This window comes from Pseudomonas sp. LBUM1679, from assembly GCF_059695565.1.
Genome location: NZ_CP166774.1, coordinates 2555365 through 2578505, shown reverse-complemented (window position 1 = coordinate 2578505; position 23141 = coordinate 2555365). Strand labels below are relative to the sequence as shown.

Here is a 23141-nt window from a genome sequence, read left to right as displayed (position 1 = left end):
GGTACCTGACATGCCAACCCCGTTCATTGCCCCCGAAAGCGACACGTCTCTGGCCCGACTGAAAAAGATCCGCCTCAAGTTAATCCTGGGGCTGACCCTACTGACCTTGGGCAGCTACTTCGGCTTTATCCTGCTGGTGGCCTTTGTTCCCCATTGGCTTACCCTGCCGCTGTCGACAGAGTCGCGGCTCACCACCGGCATCGTGGCGGGGATGGGTCTGTACTGGTTCTGTGTGGTGGTCACCGGCTTTTACACCTGGTACGCCAACCGCCGCATCGATCCGTTGCTGGATCAAATGCAGCGCTCGAACAACGCACAAGACGGGCGACCTCAGGTTGATCAACCGTCAGTTTCCGGCGCCATGGCCAGCAGTTCGGCGTAACTTGCGAATATTTTATGAGCCAATTTTTTGGCCCCCTTCACAGAGGGGGCCAGGGTACGTCCCGCAAGGCTGACCGAGCCGAAACGCGCGCTGCGCTGCAGCGCCGGACTCAAAGCAACTTCCTGTAACCGACCACTGTCCAGTGCCTGCCAAAAAGCCGGACGGCTGCCAAAAATCACTGCGTTTCCGGCCAAAGCCAGAGCTTCAAGGTCTGCAAGCACATCTGTCTGAAAGTGAATGGCCGTCTCAATGGATCCCTCGAAATACACATCCAGGTCAGCCATGGCCCAGGCTGACAACTTGATGCAACCCAAGGGGTAATCCAGCAACTCGGCCGGTGCTACTTGTTTTTTCTGCGCAAGAGGGTGGTGGGCGGCGCAAAAGAAACCGCTGCGCCAATTGGGCAACGTATCGACCTGCAAATCCTGTCGATAGGACAACAGCGCCACATCGCCGAAAAAAATGTCGATTTTTTCCTCCAGCAGCAACCTCAACAACTCTTCATAGGTGCCGCCCTTGACGGTCAGTCGTACCTGCGGTGCATTAAGGGCAAAATGCTCCAGCAGTGGGGCCTTGAGCAAGGTGGCCGCCGTCGGCCCGAAACCCAGGGCAATCTCGCCATACTCGCCGCGCCGCACCAACTCGATGTCCCGACGCAACTCATTGAGTTCGGCCAGTACCTTGCGTGCCCGCTCGGTAAACACCTCCCCATAGGGGGTCAGCTCAACACCAGTAGGCCCGCGATCGAACAACTGAACCCCAAGTTCGGCCTCGATCGACTGAATGCTTCGAGACAGGGCCGGCTGACTCAGGTTGACCTCGATACTGGCTCGGGTGAATGTCAGGTGCTCTACCAGCCCCAGAACGTGACGCAGTTTCCTGGTATCCATTTTTCTCTTTCTTGACGAGCGGATCTGCTAGATATAACCAAGGACGATCCTACAAAAGTCAACTCGAGTCCATCGATCTGACATTGCCGCGGAGGTGATCGCCAGGGAGGCGTCTGTGCAAGGTATTGGTCAACCTGCTGTGCAACGCGGGTTGATTGCCGACGACTCCCCGACTGAGCGACTCAGCCGGCCACCCGCTGGCCAGGCAACGGGTAAAGCGCCTCATCGAACTGCGACAAGCGCGGAAACTCGATGGGTTGGTCGTCGGCGATGTTTTCCAGGCGTTGCTGATAGCCACGCAGGAAGTCCTTGCGCGCGTCGTCGCTGATGTACGGCACATGCCAGGCCACGAACGGCTCCAGCACCTCGAATCCGACATACGCCAGGGTGCCGCGCAGGATCGGCCGCAGCATGTCTTCCAGCGGGCCATGAATCGCGCCCTCGCCAAACATGTGCTCGCGTCCGCCCAGGGTCACCGTCACCAGCGCTTTCTTGCCGCTGAGCCCACCCTGGTCGTAGAAGCGCTTGCCGCCGTAGCACACGCCCGATACCAGTACGCGGTCGATCCAGCCCTTGAGTATCGCCGGCGTCGAGAACCAGAAAATCGGGAAGTTGAGGATCAGCAGGTCGGCCCACAGCAGCTTGTCCAGTTCTTGCTGGATATCCGCCGCCAGCGACTGGCTTTTAACGCCCAGACGCTGCTCCAGGGCATAGACCAGATAGTCCGGGTTCTCCCGTGAGGAGAAGTCCTCGGCGCTGGCCACCGGGTTCCAGTTCATCGCATACAGGTCGCTGACCTGCACTGCATGCCCTTGGGCCTTCAAGGTGTCTACCGCTTGGTCGCGCAGGGCGGCGGTGAAAGAGTTGGGTTCGGGATGGGCGTGGACAATCAGTACGTTCATGGTAATTCCTTAGACGATTTCAAGCGTGGAAGGCGCGGGTTGGCCAGCGCGCTGGGCGAGCAGGTGATCCAGCCAGTCCGGGTCCATTTCCGGTTCGGATGAAAACAGCAGGCCGGTGTAGTCCTGATGCGGCGGGGTGAAGATCGCGCTGCGAGAGCCGTGGTCGACCACCCTTCCGCGCTGCATCACCACCACTTCATCGGCAATCGCTCGCACGGTGGCGACATCGTGGGTAATGAACAGATAAGCGACGCCGAGTTGCTGCTGGATACGATTGAGCAGCTTCAGCACCCCCTCGGCCACCAGTTGATCGAGTGCCGAGGTCACTTCGTCGCAAATGATCAACTGCGGATCGGCCGCCAGTGCCCGGGCAATGCAGATGCGTTGCTTCTGCCCGCCGGACAATTCACGGGGCTGACGCTCCATGAACGTCGCCGGATCCAGCTCGATCATTTCCAGCAACTCGGCGACCCGGGCGCGCAGGGCCTTGCCCTTCAGGCCGAGGTAAAACGTCAGCGGTCGACCGATGATGTCGACGATCCGCTGCCGGGGATTCAAGGCGGTGTCCGGGATCTGGTAGATCATCTGCACCCGTCGCAACTGTTCCTTGCTGCGCTGACGGAAGTCCGCCGGCAGGGGTTCGCCGCCATACAGCACCTGGCCGGAAGTCGGTGGCAGCAGGCCGGTAATCAACCGCGCCGTCGAACTCTTGCCACTGCCGGACTCACCAATCACTGCCAGCGTCTGGCCGCGATACAGGCTCAGCGAAACATCGTGCAGCACCGGCTGATGACCGTAGCTGGCGCAGGCCTGGCGCAGTTCCAGCAACGGCACTTCCTGTTGCGGGCACGGCTTGGGTTCGGTGCGAAAGCTGCGCACCGCCCACAATGACTTGGTGTAGTCCTCCTGCGGGTCGCGGAGCATGGTGCGGGTCTCGGCTTCCTCCACCAGCTTGCCGTGGCGCAGCACCATGATGCGGTCGGCCATTTGCGCGACGACGGCCAGGTCATGGCTGATATAGATCGCCGCACTGCCGAATTGCGCCACCGCGTCGCGAATCGCCGCCAGCACTTCGATCTGGGTGGTGACGTCGAGGGCCGTGGTCGGTTCGTCGAAGATGATCAGGTCCGGATGGCAGGCCATGGCCATGGCGGTCATCACCCGTTGCAGTTGCCCGCCCGACACCTGATGCGGATAACGCTGACCGATCTGCTCGGGATTCGGCAGGCGCAACACCCGGTACAGCTGCACCGCTTCGGCTTCGGCCTGAGCGCGGCTGATGCCACCATTGTTGACCGCCGTTTCCACGTGTTGATCGATCAACCGATGTGCCGGGTTGAACGATGCCGCGGCACTTTGCGCCACGTAGGCGATGCGCAGGCCACGCAGTTTGCGCAGGGTCTCGGGCTTGGCCTGCAACAGTTCCATGCCGTCGAAGCGCACCGAGCCGCCCGTAATCTTGCATCCGTCGCGGGCATAGCCCATGGCTGCCAGGCCCAGGGTCGACTTGCCGGCACCTGACTCGCCGATCAGGCCCAGCACCTCGCCGCGTTGCAGGGTCAGGTCGATGCCTTTGATCAGCGGATGCCAGGCGTCTTCGTAATGCCCTTCGATATGCAGGTCACGGATTTCCAGCAGCGGCTGGTCGTTGTTGCAAGAGGGTTGGTGCATGTTCAGCACTCCTTGAGGCCGCTGGATTTGTGCAGCATCCAGTCGACGACGAAGTTGACGCTTACCGTGATCAACGCCACCGCCAGAGCCGGCAGCAGCGGGCTGATGTCGCCAAAGGTGATCAGCACCGCGTTGTCCCGGACCATGCTGCCCCAGTCGGCAGTCGGTGGCTGAATGCCCAGGCCGAGGAATGACAGCGCACTGATAAACAGAAAGACGAAACAGAAACGCAGGCCGAATTCGGCAATCAGCGGCGCGGCGGCGTTGGGCAACACTTCGCGGGTCACCAGCCACCACAGGCCCTCGCCCCGCAGCCGCGCCGCCTCGACGAAGTCTTGAACCACCACGTTCATCGCCACCGCCCGTGACAGACGAAACACCCGGGTGGCATCCAGCAGCGCGATCACCAACACCAGGGAGGTGGCCGTGGTGCCGACCACACTGAGAATCAGCAAGGCGAAGATCAGTTGCGGAATGGCCATCAGGATGTCGACGACTCGCGACAGGCCTTGATCGACCCAACCGCCCTTGATCGCCGCGATCAAACCGCAAAAGCCACCGAGCAGGAACGCCAGCACCGTGGTGAGAAAGGCGATGCCCAGGGTGTTACGGGCGCCATACACCAGCCGGCTGAACATGTCGCGACCGAGGTTGTCGGTGCCCAGCAGGAACTGCCCGCTCCAGGGCGCAAAGCCCTCGCCGACCACTTCGGTTTCGCCATAGGGCGCCAGTGCCGGAGCGCACAGCGCCACCAGGATGTACACAACGATGACCAGAATCCCGAACTTCGCACTCAGCGGTGCCCGGGCCAGTTCTTTAAGCAGGCTCATGTTCTACCCCTTCGGATGCATCAGGCGTGGATTGCTGGCGATGGACAGCACATCGGCCGTGGTATTGAGCAGGATGTAGGTCGCGGCAAAGATCAGGCTGCAGGCCTGGACCACCGGAATGTCGCGTTTGGCCACCGAGTCCACCAGCAACTGGCCAAGACCCGGGTAGACGAACACCACCTCGACCACCACCACGCCAACCACCAGGTACGCGAGGTTCAAGGCCACCACGTTGACGATCGGTGCCAGGGCGTTGGGCAAGGCATGCCGGAAGATAATCCGTGACTGACTGATGCCCTTGAGCCGGGCCATTTCGATATAGGGGCTGGCCAGCAGGTTGATCAGGGACGCACGCGTCATGCGCATCATCTGCGCGATCACCACCAGGCTCAGGGTCGCCACCGGCAACACCGAGCGTTCCAGCACCGCGGCGAAGGACGCATCCGGCGCCAGGTTGGAGATGCTCGGGAACCAGCCGAGCTTCACCGAAAACAGCAGGATCAACAGGTAGGCGACGAAGAACTCCGGGAACGACACCGCACTCAGTGCCGAGGTGTTGAGCAGGCGGTCGAACCAGCTATTACGATACAAGGCCGCGAGCATCCCCAGCACCAGCGCCAAGGGTACCGAGACCAATGCCGCCAATGCCGCCAGGCTGAGGGTATTGCCCAACCGCGTGCCGATCAGCTCGGCGATCGGCCGCTGGTTCGCCAGCGAGACCCCGAGGTCGCCTTGCAGCAGCTGCCAGATCCACTGCACGAAGCGGGTCAACGGCGGCAAGTCCAGCCCCAGTTGGGCACGGAAGGCCGCCACGGTTTCGGCCGTCGCTGACTGCCCGAGCATGGCCTGGGCGATATCGCCGGGCAGCATGCCGACCGCCAGAAAAATAATCACCGACACTGCAAACAGCGACAACAGGCCCAGGGCCAGGCGCTGCAACAGCAACTTGAAAATACTATTCACCGCAGAATCCTCCGGGATGGCACAGGGTGGCCGACCTGCGCGCAAGTCGGCCATCAACGATCAGGTGCTCAGGCTTGCCACCAGCGCTCGATGACCCGCAGACCATCCAGTTCGCCGTACGGTGCGGTGAGTTCGCCATGACTGACGCGTTTCGAGCGGGCGGCCACGGAGCTGGCGAACAACGGCACAATCGCCCCGCCCTCGTCGCGGCACAGCGCCTGCATTTCGTTGTACATCTCGCGGCGCAGCGGGTCGTTCATCTCGCCGCGCGCGGCGTTCAGCAACTGGTTGAAGCGCCCGTTGTCCCAGTGGGTTTCGTTCCAGGCAGCGCCTTTGGCGTAACCGATGCTGAACATGCGGTCGGCGGTCAGGCTGCTGTACCAGAACGAGGTGGTGAAGGGTTGTTTCATCCAGACGTTGGAGAAGAAGCCGTCCGCCGGCTCGCGCACCACATCGATATCGATCCCCGCCTGGCGCGCCTGCTCCTTGAACAACACCGAGGCGTCCACCGCGCCGGTATAAGCCGCGTCGGACGCTTGCAGGCGCACCTTGAGCGACTCGACGCCGGCCTTGCGCAGGTGGAATCGCGCCTTGTCCGGGTCATAGCTGCGCTGCTCCAGCGCCGTATTGATGAAGCGGCTGCCGGGCTGGATCGGATGATCGTTACCGACCAGACCATAGCCGTGCAGTATCGAGGCCAACAGGGTTTCACGGTTGATGGCGTACTTCATCGCCAGGCGGATGTCGTTGTTCTTGAAGTCCTGGCTGTCGCACAGCATCGGGAAGGTGTAGTGCTGCGCGCCCTTGGTTTCTTCGATCACCATGTTCGGATTGCGCTTGAGCAGCGCCACGGTTTTGAGGTCGACCTTGTTGATCACATCGACCTGCCCGGTCACCAGCGCATTGATCCGCGCCGCACCGTCGGCAATGCCGAGCAACTCGGCGCTGGCGAAATGCGCCCGGCCGGGTTTCCAGTAATCGGGGCTGCGTTCCAGTGCCATGCGCACGCCCGGATCGAATGCCTTGAGGCGATAACCGCCGGTGCCGGCCCCCGCTTGCCAGTCGGCAACGCCGTCCTTGCTCGGCATGATCACCAAGTGGTAATCGGCCACCACATAGGAGAAGTCGGCGTTGCCCGAATGCAACTCGAAGACCACCGTATCGGTGCCCTGTGCGCGCACTTGGGCGACATCCCCGAGGACAGTCTTGGCCGCCGAGGTGGATTTCTCGCCCAGGTGGTGATTGATCGACGCCACCACGTCTTCGACGGTCAGGCTCTTGCCGTTGTGGAAGGTCACGCCCTGGCGCAGTTTGAAGGTCCAGATCCGCGCATCCGGCGACGATTCCCAGCGCTCGGCGAGCTCGGGAATCGCGGTGCCGTCCACGGCAATTTCGGTCAGGGTGTTGTACACCGCCGAGAAGCCGACGAAGGTGAACGTATCGCTCCAGGAGCCCGGATCCAGCGAATCGGTGGTGCTGCCACCCGCCAGGCCAAGGCGCAGCACGCCGCCCGGCTTGGGTGTGGTTTCCTGGGCAAAGGCCCCGAACGGCAGGCCCATGGAAAACGCAGCGGCCACCAGGCCGGCGGCGGCGCTGCCTTTGAGGAAATCCCGACGAGGAAGATGGCAGTCATGAATTGCCTGAGTAATCTTGTTTTTGTTATCGCTCATTGCATTGCCCCTGATCGTTGCAGAGAAAATGATTCGGAGGTCCTACCGAAGCTGCTAGTATTAATAATTGTTACCGTAACAAATACATTAACGACTTCACAACGTAAATTCCATGCCCTGACGGGTATTTTTCATCGATGGAATAATCCGGTTTTTACAGGGAGCCTTTCGCCTCATGAGCCAGTCGACCCGATTGATCACCGCTTCTTACATCCTGTCGTTCGTTGCCGCCAACGCACCGCAGAAGCTGCGCACCGAAACCATTGCCAAGTGGGTAAAGACCCATCCGACACGGGTGCGCAATCTGGTGTCGCAGATGGTCAAGGCCGACATTCTCAAGTCCTATCGCGGCGCCAAGGGCGGGCTGACCCTGGCCAGGCCTGCGAATGAAATCACCCTGCGCGAGGTCTACGACGCGGTGCAGGAAAGCTCGCTAATCGCCGAGAAAATCGACAACCCGTTTTCCGGCATGGAAGACCATTGCAAGGTCTTTGACGTGTTCACCCGGCTGTTCGCCATGCTGGAAAACAACATGCGGCTGGATCTTGGAAGCATCACCGCCGACCAGTTGTTCGTGGCCTTCGATCCCCCATTGGAAAACCGCGATAGGGCTTGATATTGGCCCCGTAGGAGGCATTGCGGACACCCACGATAGTGCAGGTACATGCGGTCGGCGTAGGAGCTGCCGAAGGCTGCGATCTTTTGATCTTGATCTTTGCAGTACCGATGAAGATCGCAAGCAAGATCAAAAGATCGCAGCCTGCGGCAGCTCCTACGGGGTTGGTGTTTCAACGCAGGAGTGTCCGTGGTTCACGCGCCACCAACCGTTGCAGCAGCGAGGTGGCCAGATATAACGCCATGCATTCCTGCGGCCCGCCCGCGCTCATGGCGATATCACAGCTGCATCGCTTTCACTTCGACAAACTCGGCCAGCCCTTCTTCCCCCCACTCGCGACCATTGCCTGACTGTTTATAGCCGCCAAACGGCGCCTGATAGTTGAACGCCGCGCCGTTGATAAAGCACTGCCCGGCGCGCATCTGCCGCGCCAGCCCGAGGCCACGCTCGGTGCTACCGGCCCATACCCCGCTGGACAGGCCGAACGGCGAGTCGTTGGCGATGTGTATGGCCTGGGCTTCATCCGCATAGGGAATCAGGCACAGCACCGGGCCGAAGATTTCTTCCTGGGCGATACGCATCCGATTGTCGACGTCGGCAAACAGCGTTGGCTTGAGGTAAAAACCGCGCTCGAACTCGTCGCCCGTTTCACCGCCACACAGCAGCCGCGCGCCCTCTTGCCGACCGACTTGAATGTAGTCAAGCACGGTCCGCCGTTGCGCGGCCGAGCACATCGGGCCCAGGAAACTCTGCGGGTCGAGCGGATCGCCCATGCGCAGGCTTCGGGTCTCTGCCAGGGCCAGCTCCAGCGCCTCGGCATAACGGCTGGCGGGCAGCAGCATGCGGGTCAAGGCGGTGCAGGTCTGTCCGGAGTTGATCATCACATCCTGCACGCCGTAACGCACCGCCGCCGCCAGATCGGCATCTTCGCCGATCAGCAGCGGCGACTTGCCGCCCAGTTCCAGGCAGACCCGCTTGACCGAAGGCGCTGCCGCCTGGGCCACGCGAACGCCAGCGCCGGTGGAGCCGGTGAACGAGATCATGTCGACGTCCGGGTGTCTGGCCAAGGCTTCACCGACCTTGGAACCGGGCCCGCTGACCAGGTTGAACACCCCGGCCGGCAGCCCGATGGCCTCGATCATTTCCGCCAGCAGGAAGGCATGCAGCGGGGTTTCCTGGCTCGGCTTGACCACCACCGTGCAACCGGCCGCCAGTGCCGGCGCGAGTTTGCCGATCAACTGGTGCAGCGGGTAATTCCACGGATTGATGAAGGCACAGACACCCACCGGCTCGCGAATCACCAGGGAGTTGCCGACCTCGCGCACCTCATCCATCAACCCGGCGATTTCGACGTAGTGTTCCAGCCCGGCGATCGGCCCCTCGACCTGAACCGAGCGACACCACTGCACCGGCATGCCGAGCTCGGCGGTGATCACCTGCGCCATTTCGTCCGCCCGCGCTCGCAACTGCTCGACCAGTGCGCGGATATAAGCCGCGCGGACGCTGGACGAGGTTCGCGACCATGAACCAAAGGCCCGTCGGGCCGCCGCCACGGCGCGATCAACGTCACGCTCGTCGCCCAACGGCACGGAGCCTGCGACCTGTTCAGTGGCCGGATTGATCACCTCGGCCAGGCCCTGGCCGGAGGGTCGCTGCCAGGCGCCATCGATAAACAGCCTGCTGTAATTACGCATCGCCCCGTCCCTCCATCAATTCATTGGCGCAGCGGACAATCCGCTGGCAGGCATCGCGCAGGGGTTCGGTGCCCACTACCAGCCCCAGGCGAATATGCCCGGCGGCACTCGGGCCGAACGCTTCACCGGCCAGCACCGAGACGCCGTGTCGATCCAGCAGGCGGTCGGCGAAGGCCTGGGCGCTGAGCCCGGTGTCGCGGATGTCGACCATCACGAACATCCCGCCATCGGGCTTCAAGGCACGCACGCCAGGGCAGTCAGCCAGGCATTCGCAGACCAGGTCCCGGCGCTGGCGATAGGCCTGGCGCATGGCCTCGAGTTCCGGCAGTTGGGTCTCCAGCGCGACGACCGCGGCGTCCTGAATAAAATCCGGGGAGCCGTAGAGCATGCACAGCGCGAGGTTTTCCAGATGCCCGGCGAGTGACGGTGGCGCGACCACCCAGCCGACGCGCCAGCCGGTCATGGCGTGGGATTTCGACAGGCTGTTGAGGGTCGCGGTACGCTCGGCCATGCCTGGCAGACTGGCCGGGCTGACGTGCTCGCCTTCGAACAACAGCTCGCTGTAGACCTCGTCGGAAATCAGCCACAGGTCATGGGCAATGCACAGCTCGGCCAGCGCCTGCCAGGTGGTGCGCGGCAAGCTGGCGCCGGACGGGTTGTGCGGGCTATTGAGCGCCAACGCGCGAGTACGCGGGGTAATGCGTGCGGCGACGTCTTCCGGCAACACCCGGAAGCCGTTCTCGGAGCGCACCGGTACTGGAATCACCACCGCGCCGCAGGCACCGAACACGGCTTCATAGGTGACGTACATCGGCTCGGCGACTATCACTTCATCGCCGGGATTGAGCACGCACTGGGCGACGCTGAACAGCGCACATTGCGCGCCGGCCAGCACCACCACCTGATCGGCATCGACCGGTTGGCCGCTGCGTTGCCGATGGCGTTTGGCGATGCTTTCACGCAGGGCACGCTTGCCGCGCACTTCGGCGTAATGGGTATGGCCCGCCAGCAGGCTATCGATGGCCGCTTGCACGATCGGCACCGGGGTATCGAAATCCGGGTCGCCCACCGACAGCAACAGAATGTCCCGGCCCTGCTCCTGAAGCGCCAGGGCGCGGTAATGAATCTCCCAGGCGGCGGCACCGTCACCGGCGACACGTTGGGTCAGATCGGAAAAACGCATGGGCTTGTTCCTTGTTGATGGTTTAACCGACCAACGCACAGGCGTGCTTGAGTTCGATCAGGGTCACGCCGTTTCGTTGGAAGCCGGCACGCAGGTCGGTTTGCAGTTCGTCGAGGCTCCGGGGTTGCGTCACGGTGCAACCAAAGGCCCGGCCCAATGCGGCAAAATCCGGGTTGCGCGGCAGCACGCCAATCGGTTCGATGTCGAGGCCGAGCATGTCGTCGCGGATCTGCCCCAAGGCTTCGTTGTTCCACAACAGCACCACCAGCGGGCTGTCCAGCTCTTCCACGGCGGTCGCCAGTTCTTGCGCGGTGTAGAGAAAACCGCCGTCGCCGACCAACACCAATCCGGGCCGGTCCGGCGCGCCGAACTTGGCGCCGATACCCGCCGGCAAGCCATAACCCAAGGTGCCGTAACCGGTCGGGTGCAGCCAGCTGCGCGGCGCCTGGCTGCTGAAGGCGTAGTTGCCGGTGTAGGCCAGTTGAGTCATGTCGCTGCTGATAAAGGCGTTGTCCGGCAGTTCGGCCGACACCCGGTCGAGGATCGCCTGATGGATCGACTGCAAGGTGCCGTGCCCGTTCTTGACCGCTTTGCGCAAGGTGTCGACGGCCTGGATGGCAGCGCTCGCATCCCGTGCGGATTCGGGCAGGCGCTCCAGCAAGGCCACGACGGTTTGCCGCGCATCGCCCTGCAAGGCCACCGTGCACGGATAGAAGTCGTTGAACTTGCGCGAGTCGATATCCACCCGCAGCAGCTCGGCATTCAGCGGCAGACGTTCACGCCAGTAATCGGTGTCGGCCATCTCGGTGCCCACTGCGAGCACCACATCGGCCTGGGCGATCAGCGCCCAGCCCGGTTCCACACACAGGGTCGACCCCGCATTCAACGGTGCATCCGGCGGCAACAAGCCCTTGCCGGCGACGCTGCTGAAAAACGGCGCGGCCAGTCGCGTGCTCAAGGCCTCGAGCGCCTGGGCGGCATTCAGCGCACCGCCGCCGGCGATGATCATCGGCCGGCGTGCCGCCTGCAGTTTCGCCACCGCCTGATCCAGCGCCTCGGCAGCCGGCAGACCGCGTCCCGGACGGCGCACCACTTCATTGCTCCAGTCACGCGTTACGGGCGCGGCCAGCACATCCAGCGGCACCGAAATATGCACCGGACGCGGCCGTTCGCTGTCGAACACCGCGTAAGCGCGGGCGATCAGCTCGGGCAAATCCTCGGCACTCAAGGCCACCGCCGAAAACGCGGTGATCGGCGCGGTCATGGCGCGCTGATCCTGGGTTTCGTGCAGGCAACCCCAACCTTTGCCAAGACTGGCCGTATGGTTGACGCTGGAAATCACCAGCATCGGGATCGAGTCGGCGTAGGCCTGGCCGATCGCGGTCGCGGCATTGGTCACGCCGGGGCCGGTGATGATGAAGCACACCCCCGGCTTGCCGCTGACCCGCGCATAGCCGTCGGCCATGAAACCGGCCCCTTGCTCGTGCCGGGTCAGCACATGGCGAATGCCACTGCCGGGCAAGCCGCGATACAGCTCCAGGGTGTGCACGCCAGGAATGCCGAACACGGTGTCGACGCCGTAATTGGCCAACAGGCGCACCAGGGTCTGGCCGCCGGTCAAGGTTTTGCTTTGCATGCTCAGATCCTCAAGCTTGGCCGAGGCGTATCAACGCATCGACCGCAGTGGTGCCATGGGCACCGACCAACAATGGGTTCACATCGAGTTCGAGCAACTGCCCGGCGTTCTCACAGGCGTAGTCCGCCACGGCGCGGATCGCGGCCACCAGCGCTTCCAGATCCGCGGCTTCGCGACCACGAAAGCCTTGCAGCAAGGCGGCGCTGCGCAGGCTCGACAACGCGTGGCGAATGGCCCCGTCGGTGGTTGGCAGCAGCAGGCTGCGGCTGTCCTTGAGCAGCTCCACCAGAATCCCCCCGGCGCCGATGACCAGCGCCAGGCCGAACCCGGTTTCGCGCTTGATCCCCACGATCAGCTCGGCCAAGGGCGGGGTGGCCATGCGCTCCAGCAGCACCTGATCGAAGGCCACCCCCGGTGCGTAGTCGGCGATCCGCGCGCGCATCTGTTCCAGGGCGTCACTCAAGGCCTGCGGATCGCGCAGGTTCAGTGCCACGGCACCGGCTTCGGTCTTGTGCGGCAGCTCGGCGCTGACCGCCTTGAGCACCAGTGGATAACCCAGCGAATTCGCCGCGTTCAACGCCTCGCCCGGCGTGCTCAACACGCCTTGCGGTATCGGCAGGCCAAAGGCGCGCAAGGCCTGCTTGGATTGCCATTCATCAAGCAGTTGCCCCTCGCCTTCCAGCGCTTGCGGGCAGAGCGGCACCAGCGCCGACTCACCGAGAGCAAGCAGCGCCAGGCGTTTGCGCTGATAACCGGCGATCCGCCCCCACGCCGCCAAGCCATCCTCGACGCCCTGCAATGCCGCCACACCGCGCGCATGCAGTCGCTCGCGAGCACTGGCCGGCAGCAGTTCGGGAAAGGCCGAGGTGACGAAACCGGTCTTGCCGTGACGGCTCAACGCGTCGCAATACAGCTCCAGCAGCAGGTCACATTCCTTGCGTTCACCGGTGGCCTCCGAGGGGTAATCGAGCACCAGGATGGCGGCGTCGGCTTCGGTGCGCAGGGCGCTGTCGAGCATCTTGTCCAGCGCTTCGCGGTCACCCCAGATCGCCGTGGTGAAATCCAGCGGGTTGACCAGATTGGCGTAGCTCGGCAGCACCTGATCGAGTTCGACCCGCTGGCTTTCATCGAGCTTGGGCAGGCGCAAGTCATTGCGTTCGGCATAGTCGGCAATCAACCCGGCATCGCCACCGGAACAGGCCAGGGCGATCAGGCTGTTGCCCGCCGGCAGATTGCCGCAGGCAGCGGCTTTCAGGGTTTCGACAAAACTCACCGGACCACTGACGCGAATCACTCCGAGGCGCTCGAACAGGCTGTCGTACAACACATCGGAACCGGCCAGCGAGCTGGTGTGGCTGAGGGCCAATTCGGCGCCGATCTGCGACACCCCGGTTTTCAGCGCGATGATCGGAATCCCTTTTTCCAGCGCCTTGTGTGCCGCTCGAGCAAAGCCTGGAACGTTTTTCAGGCCTTCCAGATGCAGGCCGATCGCGGTGACGCGCGGCTCGTCGAGCAGCACATCCATCAGCTCGGCGATGCCCAGTTGCGCCTGGTTGCCGACTGAAGCCATATAGGCCACCGGCAACGAGCGGTCACTCATGGACAGGTTGTAGGCAAAGTTGCCGCTCTGGGTCAGCACTGCCACGCCCTTCTCGACTGTCTTGGCGCCATGGGCGACCGGCCACAGGGCCGAGCTGTGCAGGTAATCGAGCAAGCCGTAGCAGTTGGGGCCGAGCAAGGCCATGTCGCCGGCCGCCTTGAGCAACTGGTCTTGCAGGGCCTGGCCTTGCGCGCCGGTCTCGGCGAAACCCGAGGCGTAGCAAATCGCCCCGCCCGCGCCCCTGGCCGCCAGTTCGGCGACACAGGTCAAGGTCAGCTCGCGGTTGGTGGCGATGAACACCGCGTCCGGGCCACACGGCAGTTCTGCCACGCTACGTACACAGGGCACGCCTTCGAGGCTGTCGTGCTGCGGGTTGACCAGCCACATCTGGCCTTGATAACCGCCCTCGGCACAGCGCTTGAGCGCACGGGCCATGCTCCGGCCGCCAATGAATGCCAGGTGGCGCGGCGCGAGCAGGCGTTTGAGGTTGTCGCGAATCTGTTGGGACATGTCCGTTCTCCGACCTGATCAGCGCAGCAGCGGCCGCAGTAATTCGCGGGAAATAATGTGACGCTGGATCTCCGAGGTGCCTTCCCAGATTCGCTCGATCCGGGCATTGCGCCAGATGCGCTCGACCGGACCTTCGTCCATCAAGCCCATGCCGCCGAAAATCTGCACCGCTTCGTCGGCCACGCGACCGAGCACTTCACTGGCGAACAACTTGGCCATCCCGGCTTCGCCGTCGGTCATGCTGCCCTGATCCATTTTCCAGGCGGTGTGCAAGGTCAAGAGTTCGGCAGCGCGGATTTGCGTGGCCATGTCGGCCAGCTTGAACGACACCCCTTGATAGGTGCCGATGGGTTGGCCGAACTGCTTGCGGTCCGCCGCCCATTGCAGCGAAACGTCCAGCGCCCGCTGGGCCTGGCCGACGCAGTTGGCGGCGACCATTACCCGCCCGGCGGTTAGCCAGGCGTTGGCCACTTCCCAGCCCTTGCCGACTTCGCCGAGCACTTTGGCAGCCGGGACGCGGCAATCGTCGAAGAACATTTCATAGGTGTGATAACCGCGGTTGCTGACGCACTTGGGCCCGCGGCGGATCGTCATGCCTGGCGTGCCCCGGTCGACCAGGAACGAGGTCACGGCGTTGCGCTGGCGACCGTTGTGTTCGTAGGTGTCGGTCACGGCGAAGACAATCGCGAAATCGGCGTGCCCGGCATGGCTGATGAAGTGCTTGCTGCCGTTCAACACAAAGTCGTCACCGTCGCGCACGGCACGGGTCTTGATCGCATTGGCGTCAGAGCCGGCCCCCGGTTCGGTGAGGGCGAAGCAGTCGATCTTTTCGCCCTGGATGCACGGCAGCAAATAGTCCTGGATCTGCTGGCCGGTGCAGGCCATGAGGATTTTCGACGGGCGTGCGACGAACACATGCATCGCCCACGACACCTTGGACAGTTCGCGTTCGATCAATGCCTGGGAGAGGTAGTCGAGCCCGCCTCCGCCTACTTCTTCAGGCATGTTGAAGGCATAGAAACCCGCCGCCACTGCCTTGCCGCGAATCTGTGCGGCGAGTTCCGGCGACACTTCATCGGCGCGATCCACCGCTTCTTCATGGGGCAGCAGTTCCTTGGCGACAAAACTGCGTACCGCGTCCACCAACATGTCTTGTTCTTGGGTCAGCTGGAAATTCATAACGCTACCTGTTCTTCGATAATCGTTTTATTCGTGGCTGCGATGCCGCTTTTATTGGCCAACCTTATTTACCTACAAAGGCAGGCGGACGTTTTTCCATGGCCGCGCGCAAGGCCTCTGCGCCATCGACACTGCGACCACAGAGCAGACCGGCGGCGAGTTCCGCGCTCAGTTGTTCCGGCAGGCTGCGCCGGGCGCCTTCACGCATCAGTTGCTTGGTCTGGGCAAACGCGAAGGTCGGGCCGCTGGCCAGGCGCGCGGCCAGTTCGCCTACCACGCCCGGCAGTTGTTCATCGGCGCAGACTTCGCTGACCAGGCCGGCCGTCAAGGCGCGGTCGGCACTCCAGAGTTCATCGAGGAACAGCAGGCGCTTGGCCTGCTCGGTGCCGATCAGACGTGGCAGATGCCAGCTGGCACCGGCGTCCGGCGAGTAGGCCATGCTGGTGTAACCGGCCTTGAACCGGGCGGACTGCGCGGCAACCCGCAAGTCGCAGCACAGGGTCAAATCCATCCCGGCGCCGACGGCGGTGCCGTTGATCGCGGCAATGGTCGGTTTATCGAGGCTGTACAGGCGGCTCATCATGGCGTGGGCGGTTTCTGTCCAGCCGTAGCTTTCCAGCGCCCCGCGGGCCTCGGCTTCGGCCCATTCGGCGAGGTCGGCACCGGCGCAGAAACTGCGGCCGGTTCCGGTCAGCACGATCACTCGCACCGCCGGATCGACGTTGAATTGGTCGAGCAAGGCGTGAAGGCTTTTCAGCGTCGGAATGTCCAGCGCGTTGCGTTGCGCGGCACGGTTGAGCGTGATCCAGGCAACACCCGCTTCGACCTGACTGAGCAGAGAAGATTGAGTAGTCATACGAGTCCTCGAATTGTTGTGTTTGGCATGAGGGGGGAGCGCTATGGCGACCATACTAAACGAGTGTTCAGTAAGGCGGCAATCCTGTGGCCTGGGTGTTTGTAACTGTCGTAAAATCTATCTAACTTATTGTTTTAAAAAGGAATAACTAGAGTATTCGGATACCCGCCGAGAAAGTTGTTACATCTTCGAACAACTGACTACGGGGGTCTTGAGGTCGAGGAGATCCCTGTAGGAGCTGGCTTGCCAGCGAAGGCGGCGTGTCAGTCGACACATGTATCGGCTGATAGACCGTCTTCGCTGGCAAGCCAGCTCCTACAGGGGGGGCGACCGGCTGCTCCTACAGTGTTTTTTATTTGCCGGCTTAGACCGTCGGCAGCGTCTGAGCAATAGCCGCCTGGCGCTTGCGGTTGGTCAGGAAGTAAGCGCCATAGCAGAGGGCAATAAAACCAAAACCCCAATACAGCGACGGACGCTGCGTCTCGTCCAGCGCCAGGAATACGAACAGCGAACAGCACAAGGCGATGCACAGCAGCGGCAGGAACGGGAACCAGGGTGCACGGTATTTCAGATCGCTGAGCTTGCCGCCTTCCCGGATGAAGGCGCGACGGAATTTATACTGCGCCAGCGCAATCACGATCCAGGTCACAGTACCGGCCATGCCGCTGACGGCCATCAACACCATAAACAGGGTGTCGGCGGCAATGAAGCTGGTCAGCAGCGACACCAGGGCAAAGCACAGGGTGATGCTCAGCGCCCGCAATGGCACGCCGCGGGAACTCAAGGGCGCGAGGCTTTTCGGGGCCATGCCGGTTTTCGACATGGTCCAGAGGATCCGCGTCGAGGCATACAGGCCGGAGTTACCCACCGAGAGAATCGCGGTGAGGATCACGAAGTTCATCAAGTCGGCGGCGTAAGGAATGCCGACCATGTCGAACACCTGCACGAACGGACTTTCCATCAACCCGGCCTGCTGCCATGGGACGATGGCGGAGAGCACCACGATGGCCAGCACATAGAAGATCAGCACCCGGAACACCACGTTGCGCACCGCCTTGGGGATGCTCTTCTCCGGCTGGTCGGTTTCGCCAGCGGCAACGCCCATGATTTCACAGCCCTGAAAGGCATAGACCACCGTCATCATCACCGCGAACACCGCCGACAGACCGTTGGGGAACAGCGAGTCGCCGATCAGGTTGCTCATCATCGGCGCCGGGGCGCCGCTGGTCAGCGGTATCGCGCCGAAAATCACCAGGACCCCCACGATGATAAAACCGAGGATCGCCGCCACCTTGATCCCGGAGAACCAGTATTCCGCTTCACCGAAGGCGCGAGTGGCCAGGGCGTTCAACCCGAACAGCACCACCACAAACAGCGCCGACCAATACCAGATAGGGATGCTCGGAAACCAGCGCACCATCAACATGCCCGCCGCGGTGAACTCCAGGCCGACCGTGGTCGCCCAGCTCATCCAGTACACCCAGCCGATCATGAACCCGGTGGCGGGCCCGATGTACTTTGTGGCATGGGTCTGGAACGAGCCGGACACCGGCATCTGCACCGACAGCTCGCCGAGGCAGACCATCACCAGGTACATCAGGAAGCCGGCCACCAGGTAAGCCAGGATCGCCCCCATCGGACCGCCCTGGTTGATGGTGACGCCCGAGCCCATGAACAACCCGGTGCCAATCACCCCGCCCAGCGACAGCATGAAAATGTGCCGGCTTTTCAAGGCTCGGGTCAGTTGTATGCCTTTACGTTCGATAGATTCGCTCATGGCAGCACCTCTCAGGACTGGGCGAGGTGCGGGGTGGATGACAGGAGGTCATCGCGCGGGGAAAGATCAGCTTTACGGCAGTTCATTATTATTATCTCCAATAAGCTTCGAAGACCGCGTCCGGCGCGGTTGTGCCGATTATTGGAAAGCCATGTAAGTTCGCGTTGAAGCTGAAGATCAAAGTTGTAAAAAGTCGTAACGATTTTGTACGTCAGGCGTTCAACACGTCCGCCAGTACCTCTTGCGAACCCTGCAACACCCCATGAAACCTCGGCACCAACGCTTGCACTGCCGCCGTGTCGTTGCTCAGTGCCGCCTGTTCCAGGGCGCGCAAGACCTCGGCCAAGGCGCAAAAGCCCAGTGAGTCACTGCTCCCGGCCAAACGGTGGGCCAGGTGCGCAACCTCGGTACAGTCACCGGCTTCAATGGCTTCGATCAGCGCCACGCGGTGCTGGGCAATCGAGTCGCGCAGCACCCCCAGCAAACCCTGAAGTTTCTGCTCGCCGAGCAAGCTGCGATGGGTGTGCAGCAATTGCCAGTCCATCAGTTGCCAGCCCAGCGGATGAGTGTCCGCTGCCGGCTCGGGCATCGGCCGTTCACCGGCCAGTGCCTGGCGCAGGTTGTCGAGCTTCAGCGGCTTGGCGAGAATGCCTTGCATGCCGGCATCCAGATAACCGCGAACCAGCGCCGGCTGCACACTGGCAGTCAGGGCGAAGATCCGGCTGTGTTGATTGGGCCCCGGTGTGCTGCGGATCAGTTTGCACAGTTCGACGCCACTCAAGCCCGGCAGATGCACATCGAGCAGAATCAACTCGAAGGACTGCCGGCGGCAAAGTTCCAAGGCTTGCTCGGCATCTTCCGCGAGGCTGACCCAGTGCCCGTCGCGTTCCAGCAGGCCGCTGACCACCTCGCGGTTCAGCGCCACGTCTTCGACCACCAGAATGCTCAGAGGCTGAACCGGTGAAGGGGTACGCGTGACAGGCGCCGCGGCCAAGGCCGGTTGCAGCGTCAGCTCGAACCAGAAGCAACTGCCCTGCCCTTCCTGGCTGTCGACACCGATGCGCCCGCCGAGCAATTGCACCAGGTGTTTACTGATGGCGAGTCCCAGCCCGGTACCGCCATAACGCTGGGCCACGTCTTCGTTGGCCTGGGTGAAGCGCTCGAAGATCTTTTCCTGCACGGACGCCGCGATGCCGATGCCATTGTCGGTCACGCTGAACCGCAGGCGTTGCCCTGTGGACGGGTCGCCCGCCGTCAGCAGCGCGACTTCGACGCTAATGTGCCCGGCCTCGGTGAACTTGATGGCGTTGGCCAACAGGTTACTCAACACCTGACGTAAAAACTGCTCGGCGCCACGACACCGATCGTCGACCTGCGGATCAACCCGACACTGCAGTTGCGTGCCATTGCTCAGCCCCCGCGGTTCAAGCAGCGTCAGTACCTCATCGAGCAGCTGCCTGAGCGAGAAGTCGACCTGCTCCGGATGGCTTTCGCCCTCCTCCAGCCGGGCGAAATACAGCACTTCGTTGAGAATCGTCAGCAGACCTTCGCCGGCTTTGTACAGTGCTTCCAGGCGTTTGCCGTCGCGCTCGTCGAGGCTGGCGCCGCGCAGCAATTGGGCCATGCCGAGAATGCCATTGAGTGGCGTGCGCAGTTCATGGCTCATGGTGGCGAGGAAGCGCGACTTGGCGAGGTTGGCCGCTTCGGCCTCATCCTTGGCGCGCAGCAGACTGGCCGTGCGCCGCTCGACCATTTTCTGCAGTTCGTCGCGCTTGTCCTGCAGCGCCAGGCGGTCGACTTCGCGGCGGTGGATATCGCTGAGAATCGCCCGGCGCATGTCATCCAGGGCGTGCGCCACGGTATCGATTTCGTCTTCGCTGCCGGTGCTGCTTTTGTCCAGGCGCAAAGGTTCATGCCAGTCACCGGCGGCAATGCGCCGGGCAAAATCGGCCATGACCTGCAAATGCCGAGTCACCAGCCGGTAGAACAACCCCGACAGCGCCACCGCCAGACCGCAGAGGAACACGCTCATCCATAACAGGCTGGTCAGGCCGGTGGCGTACAGCCGGCGATACACCGCGTCCAGGTCGGTACTGACTTCCAGCTCGCCCAGGTGTCGCGACGGGCCGGACGGCGGCTGATAATTGAGCTGGAAACGCTCGATGCGCAAGGGGCCGGCCGGCGCGGCGCTACCTTGCAGCAGGTCGAAATCGGGACTGCGCAAATGCACCCGGGCCACATCGGAAAAATCCACCAGGCCGCGCAGTTGCACATTCAACTGCTCCTGATTGAGATCCCAGAGGCTGCGTTCCAGGCTTGCCAGGTAGCCGGCACGGATCAGCTCCATGCGCGAATCGATATCGCGCATTTCACGGCGGTACTCGAAATACAGCTGCACGGTGCTGGCGAGTATGGTGAAGCACAGGCTGAACAGCAGGATGAACAGCAGCAGACGGCGCAACAGGCCGCCGGGACTGGCGCGGCTCATGGCGCGTCCGCCGGCAGCTTGATCATGTCGCGATAGGTGGCTTCACTCTCGTTCAACCAGCGTTCGATCTCGCCCGCGTCAACCATCCGCTGCAGTTCGGCGTCGATCGCGGGCATGCGCTCGGCCAGGGTGGAACGGCGCGATACGGCGACCCGCAAATAGTCGACGCTCAATGACTGGGGCAACGCCTGGATGTCGGCGGCACCCGGCAGGTTTTCCACGAACAGCTGCCCGGTGCGCCGCTCATGGGTGATGAAATCGATTCTGCCGCGAATCAGCTTGCCGAAGTTCTGTCGACTGTCGGAGACCCATTCGATATTGCCGTGCCGGGCGACGAAGCGATCGAAGTCCAGGCCATAGCTTTCACCAAACAGCAGGCCGCCGCGGTAATTGCCGAGGTCTTCAAGCCGTTCGAACTTCACCGGGTGTTGGCGGTTGAAGAACACCGCGACCTCTTCACGCAACACCGGCACCGTCGAGAAGCGCATGCTCTGTTCACGCTGCGCCGTGCTGTAGGCCAGGACCACGTCGACCCGGCCTTCGGCGGCGTCCAGCAGGCAGCGCTTCCAGTTGCCCAGCACGACGATCTCGACCTCGTACCCCAGGTTGCCTAATAAGGTCTTCACCACACTGGGCGCCAGGCCGCGCACCTGTTTGCCGTCGCTCCAGGAAATCGGCGGGTAGACCGGATAATCGCAGTAACGAATGGTCTCGGCCGCAGCCGAGGTGCCCGTCAGTGCCAGCAGTAACCCGAGCAGTCGCCACATAAGGTTCAGGCAGCCACGCTGGCGGTGAACAGATAACCGGCGCCATGGATGGTAATGATCAGTTGCGGCTCGGCAGGATCGTCATGCAACTTGCGCCGCAAGCGCCCGACCAGCACGTCGATGGAGCGGTCGTTGGGTACCCATTCACGGTTGCGGATCTGATCCATCAACTGATCGCGGCTCAAGGTATGCCCGCTGTTGCGCAGGAAGACACTGAGCAACTGGAATTCACCCTGGGTCAGCAGGGTTTCGCCACCGGCATCATCGATCAGGCGTCGGCGATCGGTGTCCAATCCCCAGGCAGCGAACTGTTTGACCTGGCGCAACGCCGGCGCCGGCTGCTGCAACTGGGCATGGCGCACCCGGCGCACCAGGTTCTTCGCCCGCGACACCAGTTCACGTGGATTGAGGGGTTTGATCACGTAATCGTCAGCGCCGCATTCGAGGCCGACGATGCGGTCGATTTCGTCATTGCGCCCGGTAATCAGGATGATACCGACTTCCGAGCGCACCCGCAGCTCGCGGGTCAGGGTCAGGCCATCCTTACCCGGAAGGCGGATGTCCAGCATCACCAGGTCGACCGTGTTGGTCGCCAGAAAAGTTTCGGCCAGTTCCGCCGTCGCGGCGCAGTGCACGTCGTAACCTTCTTGCGAAAGATAGGCGTGAAGGAGTTCGCGAATCAGCAAATCGTCGTCGACGATCAGTACCCGAGGAGTCATCGCTTGGTGTTCCTGCATAAGCCCGAAGGGCATGTTTCTTATTAGAATGAGTCCCGCTTGAGCGGCAGAGAGTAGCTATTGCTGAACGATCGATCAACAGCCCTCTGTCTGCAAACTGAAACGCTGGCGACCGCCGGCCTGCAAACCGTCGACCCAGGCTTCGCAAATCTGCACGCCCTGGCTCGGGGTGAAGGTGCCGGGGTTGAGTCCCGACTCCAGCCACAAGCCATCGAGCAGCGCGCTCAGGCTGATGGCGGCAAGGTCGGCATCGAAAGCCTCCCAGCCCTCCTGCCGGGCCAGATCGTTGAGCACCTTGCGCAACTCGCTGCGGTATTCGCCATAGGAATGCTCATGGGCGAGATTGATCGCTTCGGCGGTCTTGACCGCGCCCCAGAACGCCAGCCAGGCATCCAGCAGTTGCGGGTCCAGCAGTTCGGCGGAGAACGAGGCGCGAAAAAACGCTGACAGACGCTCGCGGGCATTCGGTGCGGCTTGCTCCATGGCGTCGCGTAACAGGCTCATGACTCGCCCGGTGACCGCCCGATAGGCTTCGGCCACCAGCTCATCCTTGCCGGAGTAGTGATGGCTGATCAACCCGACCGATACCCCCGCTTCAGCCGAGATCTTGCGGATCGAAGCCCCCTGGAAGCCATGGCGCTTGAGGCACACCAGCGTCGCCTCGATCAGGTTGGCCTTGCGCAACTCCGGCTCCATTCGGGAAAAGCGGGCTTCCTGGGTCATGGGCATCGATCTCCTTGGAACAGTCGTTGGGCGGGTCTTTTGCAGTCACTTAGCTGAACAACTGTAC

The 23141-nt window shown here is 62.5% G+C and carries 19 protein-coding genes; 2 read left to right on the top strand and 17 right to left on the bottom strand.

The features are described from left to right. Positions 1-10: 10 nt before the first annotated feature. Positions 11-382: a DUF485 domain-containing protein gene (locus ACA062_RS11915; protein WP_497456533.1), complete on the top strand. Its 372-nt coding sequence runs from the start codon at positions 11-13 to the stop codon at positions 380-382. Here the strand turns inward: ACA062_RS11915 and ACA062_RS11910 are convergent. From ACA062_RS11910 to ACA062_RS11885, 6 genes are all read right to left on the bottom strand, one after another. Continuing rightward, positions 340-1272 (bottom strand): LysR family transcriptional regulator, encoded by a 933-nt coding sequence (locus tag ACA062_RS11910; protein ID WP_497456532.1) that lies wholly within the window; start codon positions 1270-1272, stop codon positions 340-342. The genes ACA062_RS11915 and ACA062_RS11910 overlap by 43 nt on opposite strands. A 182-nt stretch (positions 1273-1454) precedes the next feature. After that, positions 1455-2174 (bottom strand): NAD(P)H-dependent oxidoreductase, encoded by a 720-nt coding sequence (locus tag ACA062_RS11905; RefSeq protein WP_497456531.1) that lies wholly within the window; start codon positions 2172-2174, stop codon positions 1455-1457. Positions 2175-2183: 9 nt separating this feature from the next. Further along, positions 2184-3845 (bottom strand): ABC transporter ATP-binding protein, encoded by a 1662-nt coding sequence (locus ACA062_RS11900; protein ID WP_497456530.1) that lies wholly within the window; start codon positions 3843-3845, stop codon positions 2184-2186. Positions 3846-3847: 2 nt separating this feature from the next. Then, complete coding sequence (locus ACA062_RS11895; RefSeq protein WP_128871506.1) at positions 3848-4675, bottom strand: ABC transporter permease; 828 nt, start codon at positions 4673-4675, stop codon at positions 3848-3850. 3 nt (positions 4676-4678) lie between these two features. Then, positions 4679-5638 carry an ABC transporter permease gene (locus ACA062_RS11890; protein WP_497456529.1) on the bottom strand — a complete coding sequence of 320 codons (960 nt, stop codon included), beginning with the start codon at positions 5636-5638 and terminating at the stop codon, positions 4679-4681. 68 nt (positions 5639-5706) lie between these two features. Further along, positions 5707-7308 carry an ABC transporter substrate-binding protein gene (locus ACA062_RS11885; protein ID WP_497456528.1) on the bottom strand — a complete coding sequence of 534 codons (1602 nt, stop codon included), beginning with the start codon at positions 7306-7308 and terminating at the stop codon, positions 5707-5709. A 175-nt stretch (positions 7309-7483) separates the two neighbouring features. Here ACA062_RS11885 and ACA062_RS11880 point away from each other — a divergent pair, with 175 nt between their 5' ends. Then, positions 7484-7924, top strand: coding sequence for an Rrf2 family transcriptional regulator (locus ACA062_RS11880; RefSeq protein ID WP_497456527.1), 441 nt, complete (start codon positions 7484-7486; stop codon positions 7922-7924). A 278-nt stretch (positions 7925-8202) separates the two neighbouring features. Here ACA062_RS11880 and ACA062_RS11875 read toward each other — a convergent pair whose 3' ends face one another. The 11 genes from ACA062_RS11875 to ACA062_RS11825 form a co-directional block, all read right to left on the bottom strand. Beyond that, entirely contained in the window at positions 8203-9618 is a 1416-nt protein-coding gene (locus ACA062_RS11875; protein WP_497456526.1) for an aldehyde dehydrogenase family protein, read from the bottom strand. Then, positions 9611-10801 carry a pyridoxal phosphate-dependent aminotransferase gene (locus ACA062_RS11870; RefSeq protein ID WP_138965645.1) on the bottom strand — a complete coding sequence of 397 codons (1191 nt, stop codon included), beginning with the start codon at positions 10799-10801 and terminating at the stop codon, positions 9611-9613. The genes ACA062_RS11875 and ACA062_RS11870 overlap by 8 nt, the downstream gene beginning before the upstream one ends. A gap of 22 nt (positions 10802-10823) precedes the next feature. Next, positions 10824-12437: a 5-guanidino-2-oxopentanoate decarboxylase gene (locus ACA062_RS11865; protein ID WP_497456525.1), complete on the bottom strand. Its 1614-nt coding sequence runs from the start codon at positions 12435-12437 to the stop codon at positions 10824-10826. Positions 12438-12447: 10 nt separating this feature from the next. Continuing rightward, a complete protein-coding gene (locus ACA062_RS11860) occupies positions 12448-14547 on the bottom strand; it encodes an acetate--CoA ligase family protein (protein WP_497456524.1) in 2100 nt (699 codons plus the stop codon). Between the two features lie 18 nt (positions 14548-14565). After that, on the bottom strand, positions 14566-15726 hold the full coding sequence (locus ACA062_RS11855; RefSeq protein ID WP_497456523.1) for an acyl-CoA dehydrogenase family protein: 1161 nt from the start codon (positions 15724-15726) through the stop codon (positions 14566-14568). 64 nt (positions 15727-15790) lie between these two features. After that, positions 15791-16582 (bottom strand): enoyl-CoA hydratase/isomerase family protein, encoded by a 792-nt coding sequence (locus ACA062_RS11850; protein ID WP_497456522.1) that lies wholly within the window; start codon positions 16580-16582, stop codon positions 15791-15793. Between the two features lie 364 nt (positions 16583-16946). Next, positions 16947-18359, bottom strand: coding sequence for an amino acid permease (locus ACA062_RS11845; RefSeq protein ID WP_497456521.1), 1413 nt, complete (start codon positions 18357-18359; stop codon positions 16947-16949). Between the two features lie 211 nt (positions 18360-18570). Then, entirely contained in the window at positions 18571-20847 is a 2277-nt protein-coding gene (locus tag ACA062_RS11840) for an ATP-binding protein (RefSeq protein ID WP_497456520.1), read from the bottom strand. Continuing rightward, complete coding sequence (locus tag ACA062_RS11835) at positions 20844-21614, bottom strand: substrate-binding periplasmic protein (protein ID WP_497456519.1); 771 nt, start codon at positions 21612-21614, stop codon at positions 20844-20846. Before ACA062_RS11835 ends, ACA062_RS11840 begins: the two co-directional genes overlap by 4 nt. Positions 21615-21619: 5 nt before the next feature. Then, complete coding sequence (locus ACA062_RS11830; RefSeq protein ID WP_138965632.1) at positions 21620-22333, bottom strand: response regulator; 714 nt, start codon at positions 22331-22333, stop codon at positions 21620-21622. A gap of 93 nt (positions 22334-22426) precedes the next feature. Further along, complete coding sequence (locus ACA062_RS11825; protein ID WP_497456518.1) at positions 22427-23074, bottom strand: TetR family transcriptional regulator C-terminal domain-containing protein; 648 nt, start codon at positions 23072-23074, stop codon at positions 22427-22429. Between the last annotated feature and the right edge of the window lie 67 nt (positions 23075-23141).

Coding starts and splice junctions, on each gene's coding strand:
- ACA062_RS11915 (WP_497456533.1), top strand. CDS start 11: ATGCCAACCCCGTTCATTGCCCCCGAAAGCGACACGTCTCTGGCCCGA.
- ACA062_RS11910 (WP_497456532.1), bottom strand. CDS start 1,272: ATGGATACCAGGAAACTGCGTCACGTTCTGGGGCTGGTAGAGCACCTG.
- ACA062_RS11905 (WP_497456531.1), bottom strand. CDS start 2,174: ATGAACGTACTGATTGTCCACGCCCATCCCGAACCCAACTCTTTCACC.
- ACA062_RS11900 (WP_497456530.1), bottom strand. CDS start 3,845: ATGCACCAACCCTCTTGCAACAACGACCAGCCGCTGCTGGAAATCCGT.
- ACA062_RS11895 (WP_128871506.1), bottom strand. CDS start 4,675: ATGAGCCTGCTTAAAGAACTGGCCCGGGCACCGCTGAGTGCGAAGTTC.
- ACA062_RS11885 (WP_497456528.1), bottom strand. CDS start 7,308: ATGAGCGATAACAAAAACAAGATTACTCAGGCAATTCATGACTGCCAT.
- ACA062_RS11880 (WP_497456527.1), top strand. CDS start 7,484: ATGAGCCAGTCGACCCGATTGATCACCGCTTCTTACATCCTGTCGTTC.
- ACA062_RS11875 (WP_497456526.1), bottom strand. CDS start 9,618: ATGCGTAATTACAGCAGGCTGTTTATCGATGGCGCCTGGCAGCGACCC.
- ACA062_RS11870 (WP_138965645.1), bottom strand. CDS start 10,801: ATGCGTTTTTCCGATCTGACCCAACGTGTCGCCGGTGACGGTGCCGCC.
- ACA062_RS11865 (WP_497456525.1), bottom strand. CDS start 12,437: ATGCAAAGCAAAACCTTGACCGGCGGCCAGACCCTGGTGCGCCTGTTG.
- ACA062_RS11860 (WP_497456524.1), bottom strand. CDS start 14,547: ATGTCCCAACAGATTCGCGACAACCTCAAACGCCTGCTCGCGCCGCGC.
- ACA062_RS11855 (WP_497456523.1), bottom strand. CDS start 15,726: ATGAATTTCCAGCTGACCCAAGAACAAGACATGTTGGTGGACGCGGTA.
- ACA062_RS11850 (WP_497456522.1), bottom strand. CDS start 16,582: ATGACTACTCAATCTTCTCTGCTCAGTCAGGTCGAAGCGGGTGTTGCC.
- ACA062_RS11845 (WP_497456521.1), bottom strand. CDS start 18,359: ATGAGCGAATCTATCGAACGTAAAGGCATACAACTGACCCGAGCCTTG.
- ACA062_RS11840 (WP_497456520.1), bottom strand. CDS start 20,847: ATGAGCCGCGCCAGTCCCGGCGGCCTGTTGCGCCGTCTGCTGCTGTTC.
- ACA062_RS11835 (WP_497456519.1), bottom strand. CDS start 21,614: ATGTGGCGACTGCTCGGGTTACTGCTGGCACTGACGGGCACCTCGGCT.
- ACA062_RS11830 (WP_138965632.1), bottom strand. CDS start 22,333: ATGACTCCTCGGGTACTGATCGTCGACGACGATTTGCTGATTCGCGAA.
- ACA062_RS11825 (WP_497456518.1), bottom strand. CDS start 23,074: ATGACCCAGGAAGCCCGCTTTTCCCGAATGGAGCCGGAGTTGCGCAAG.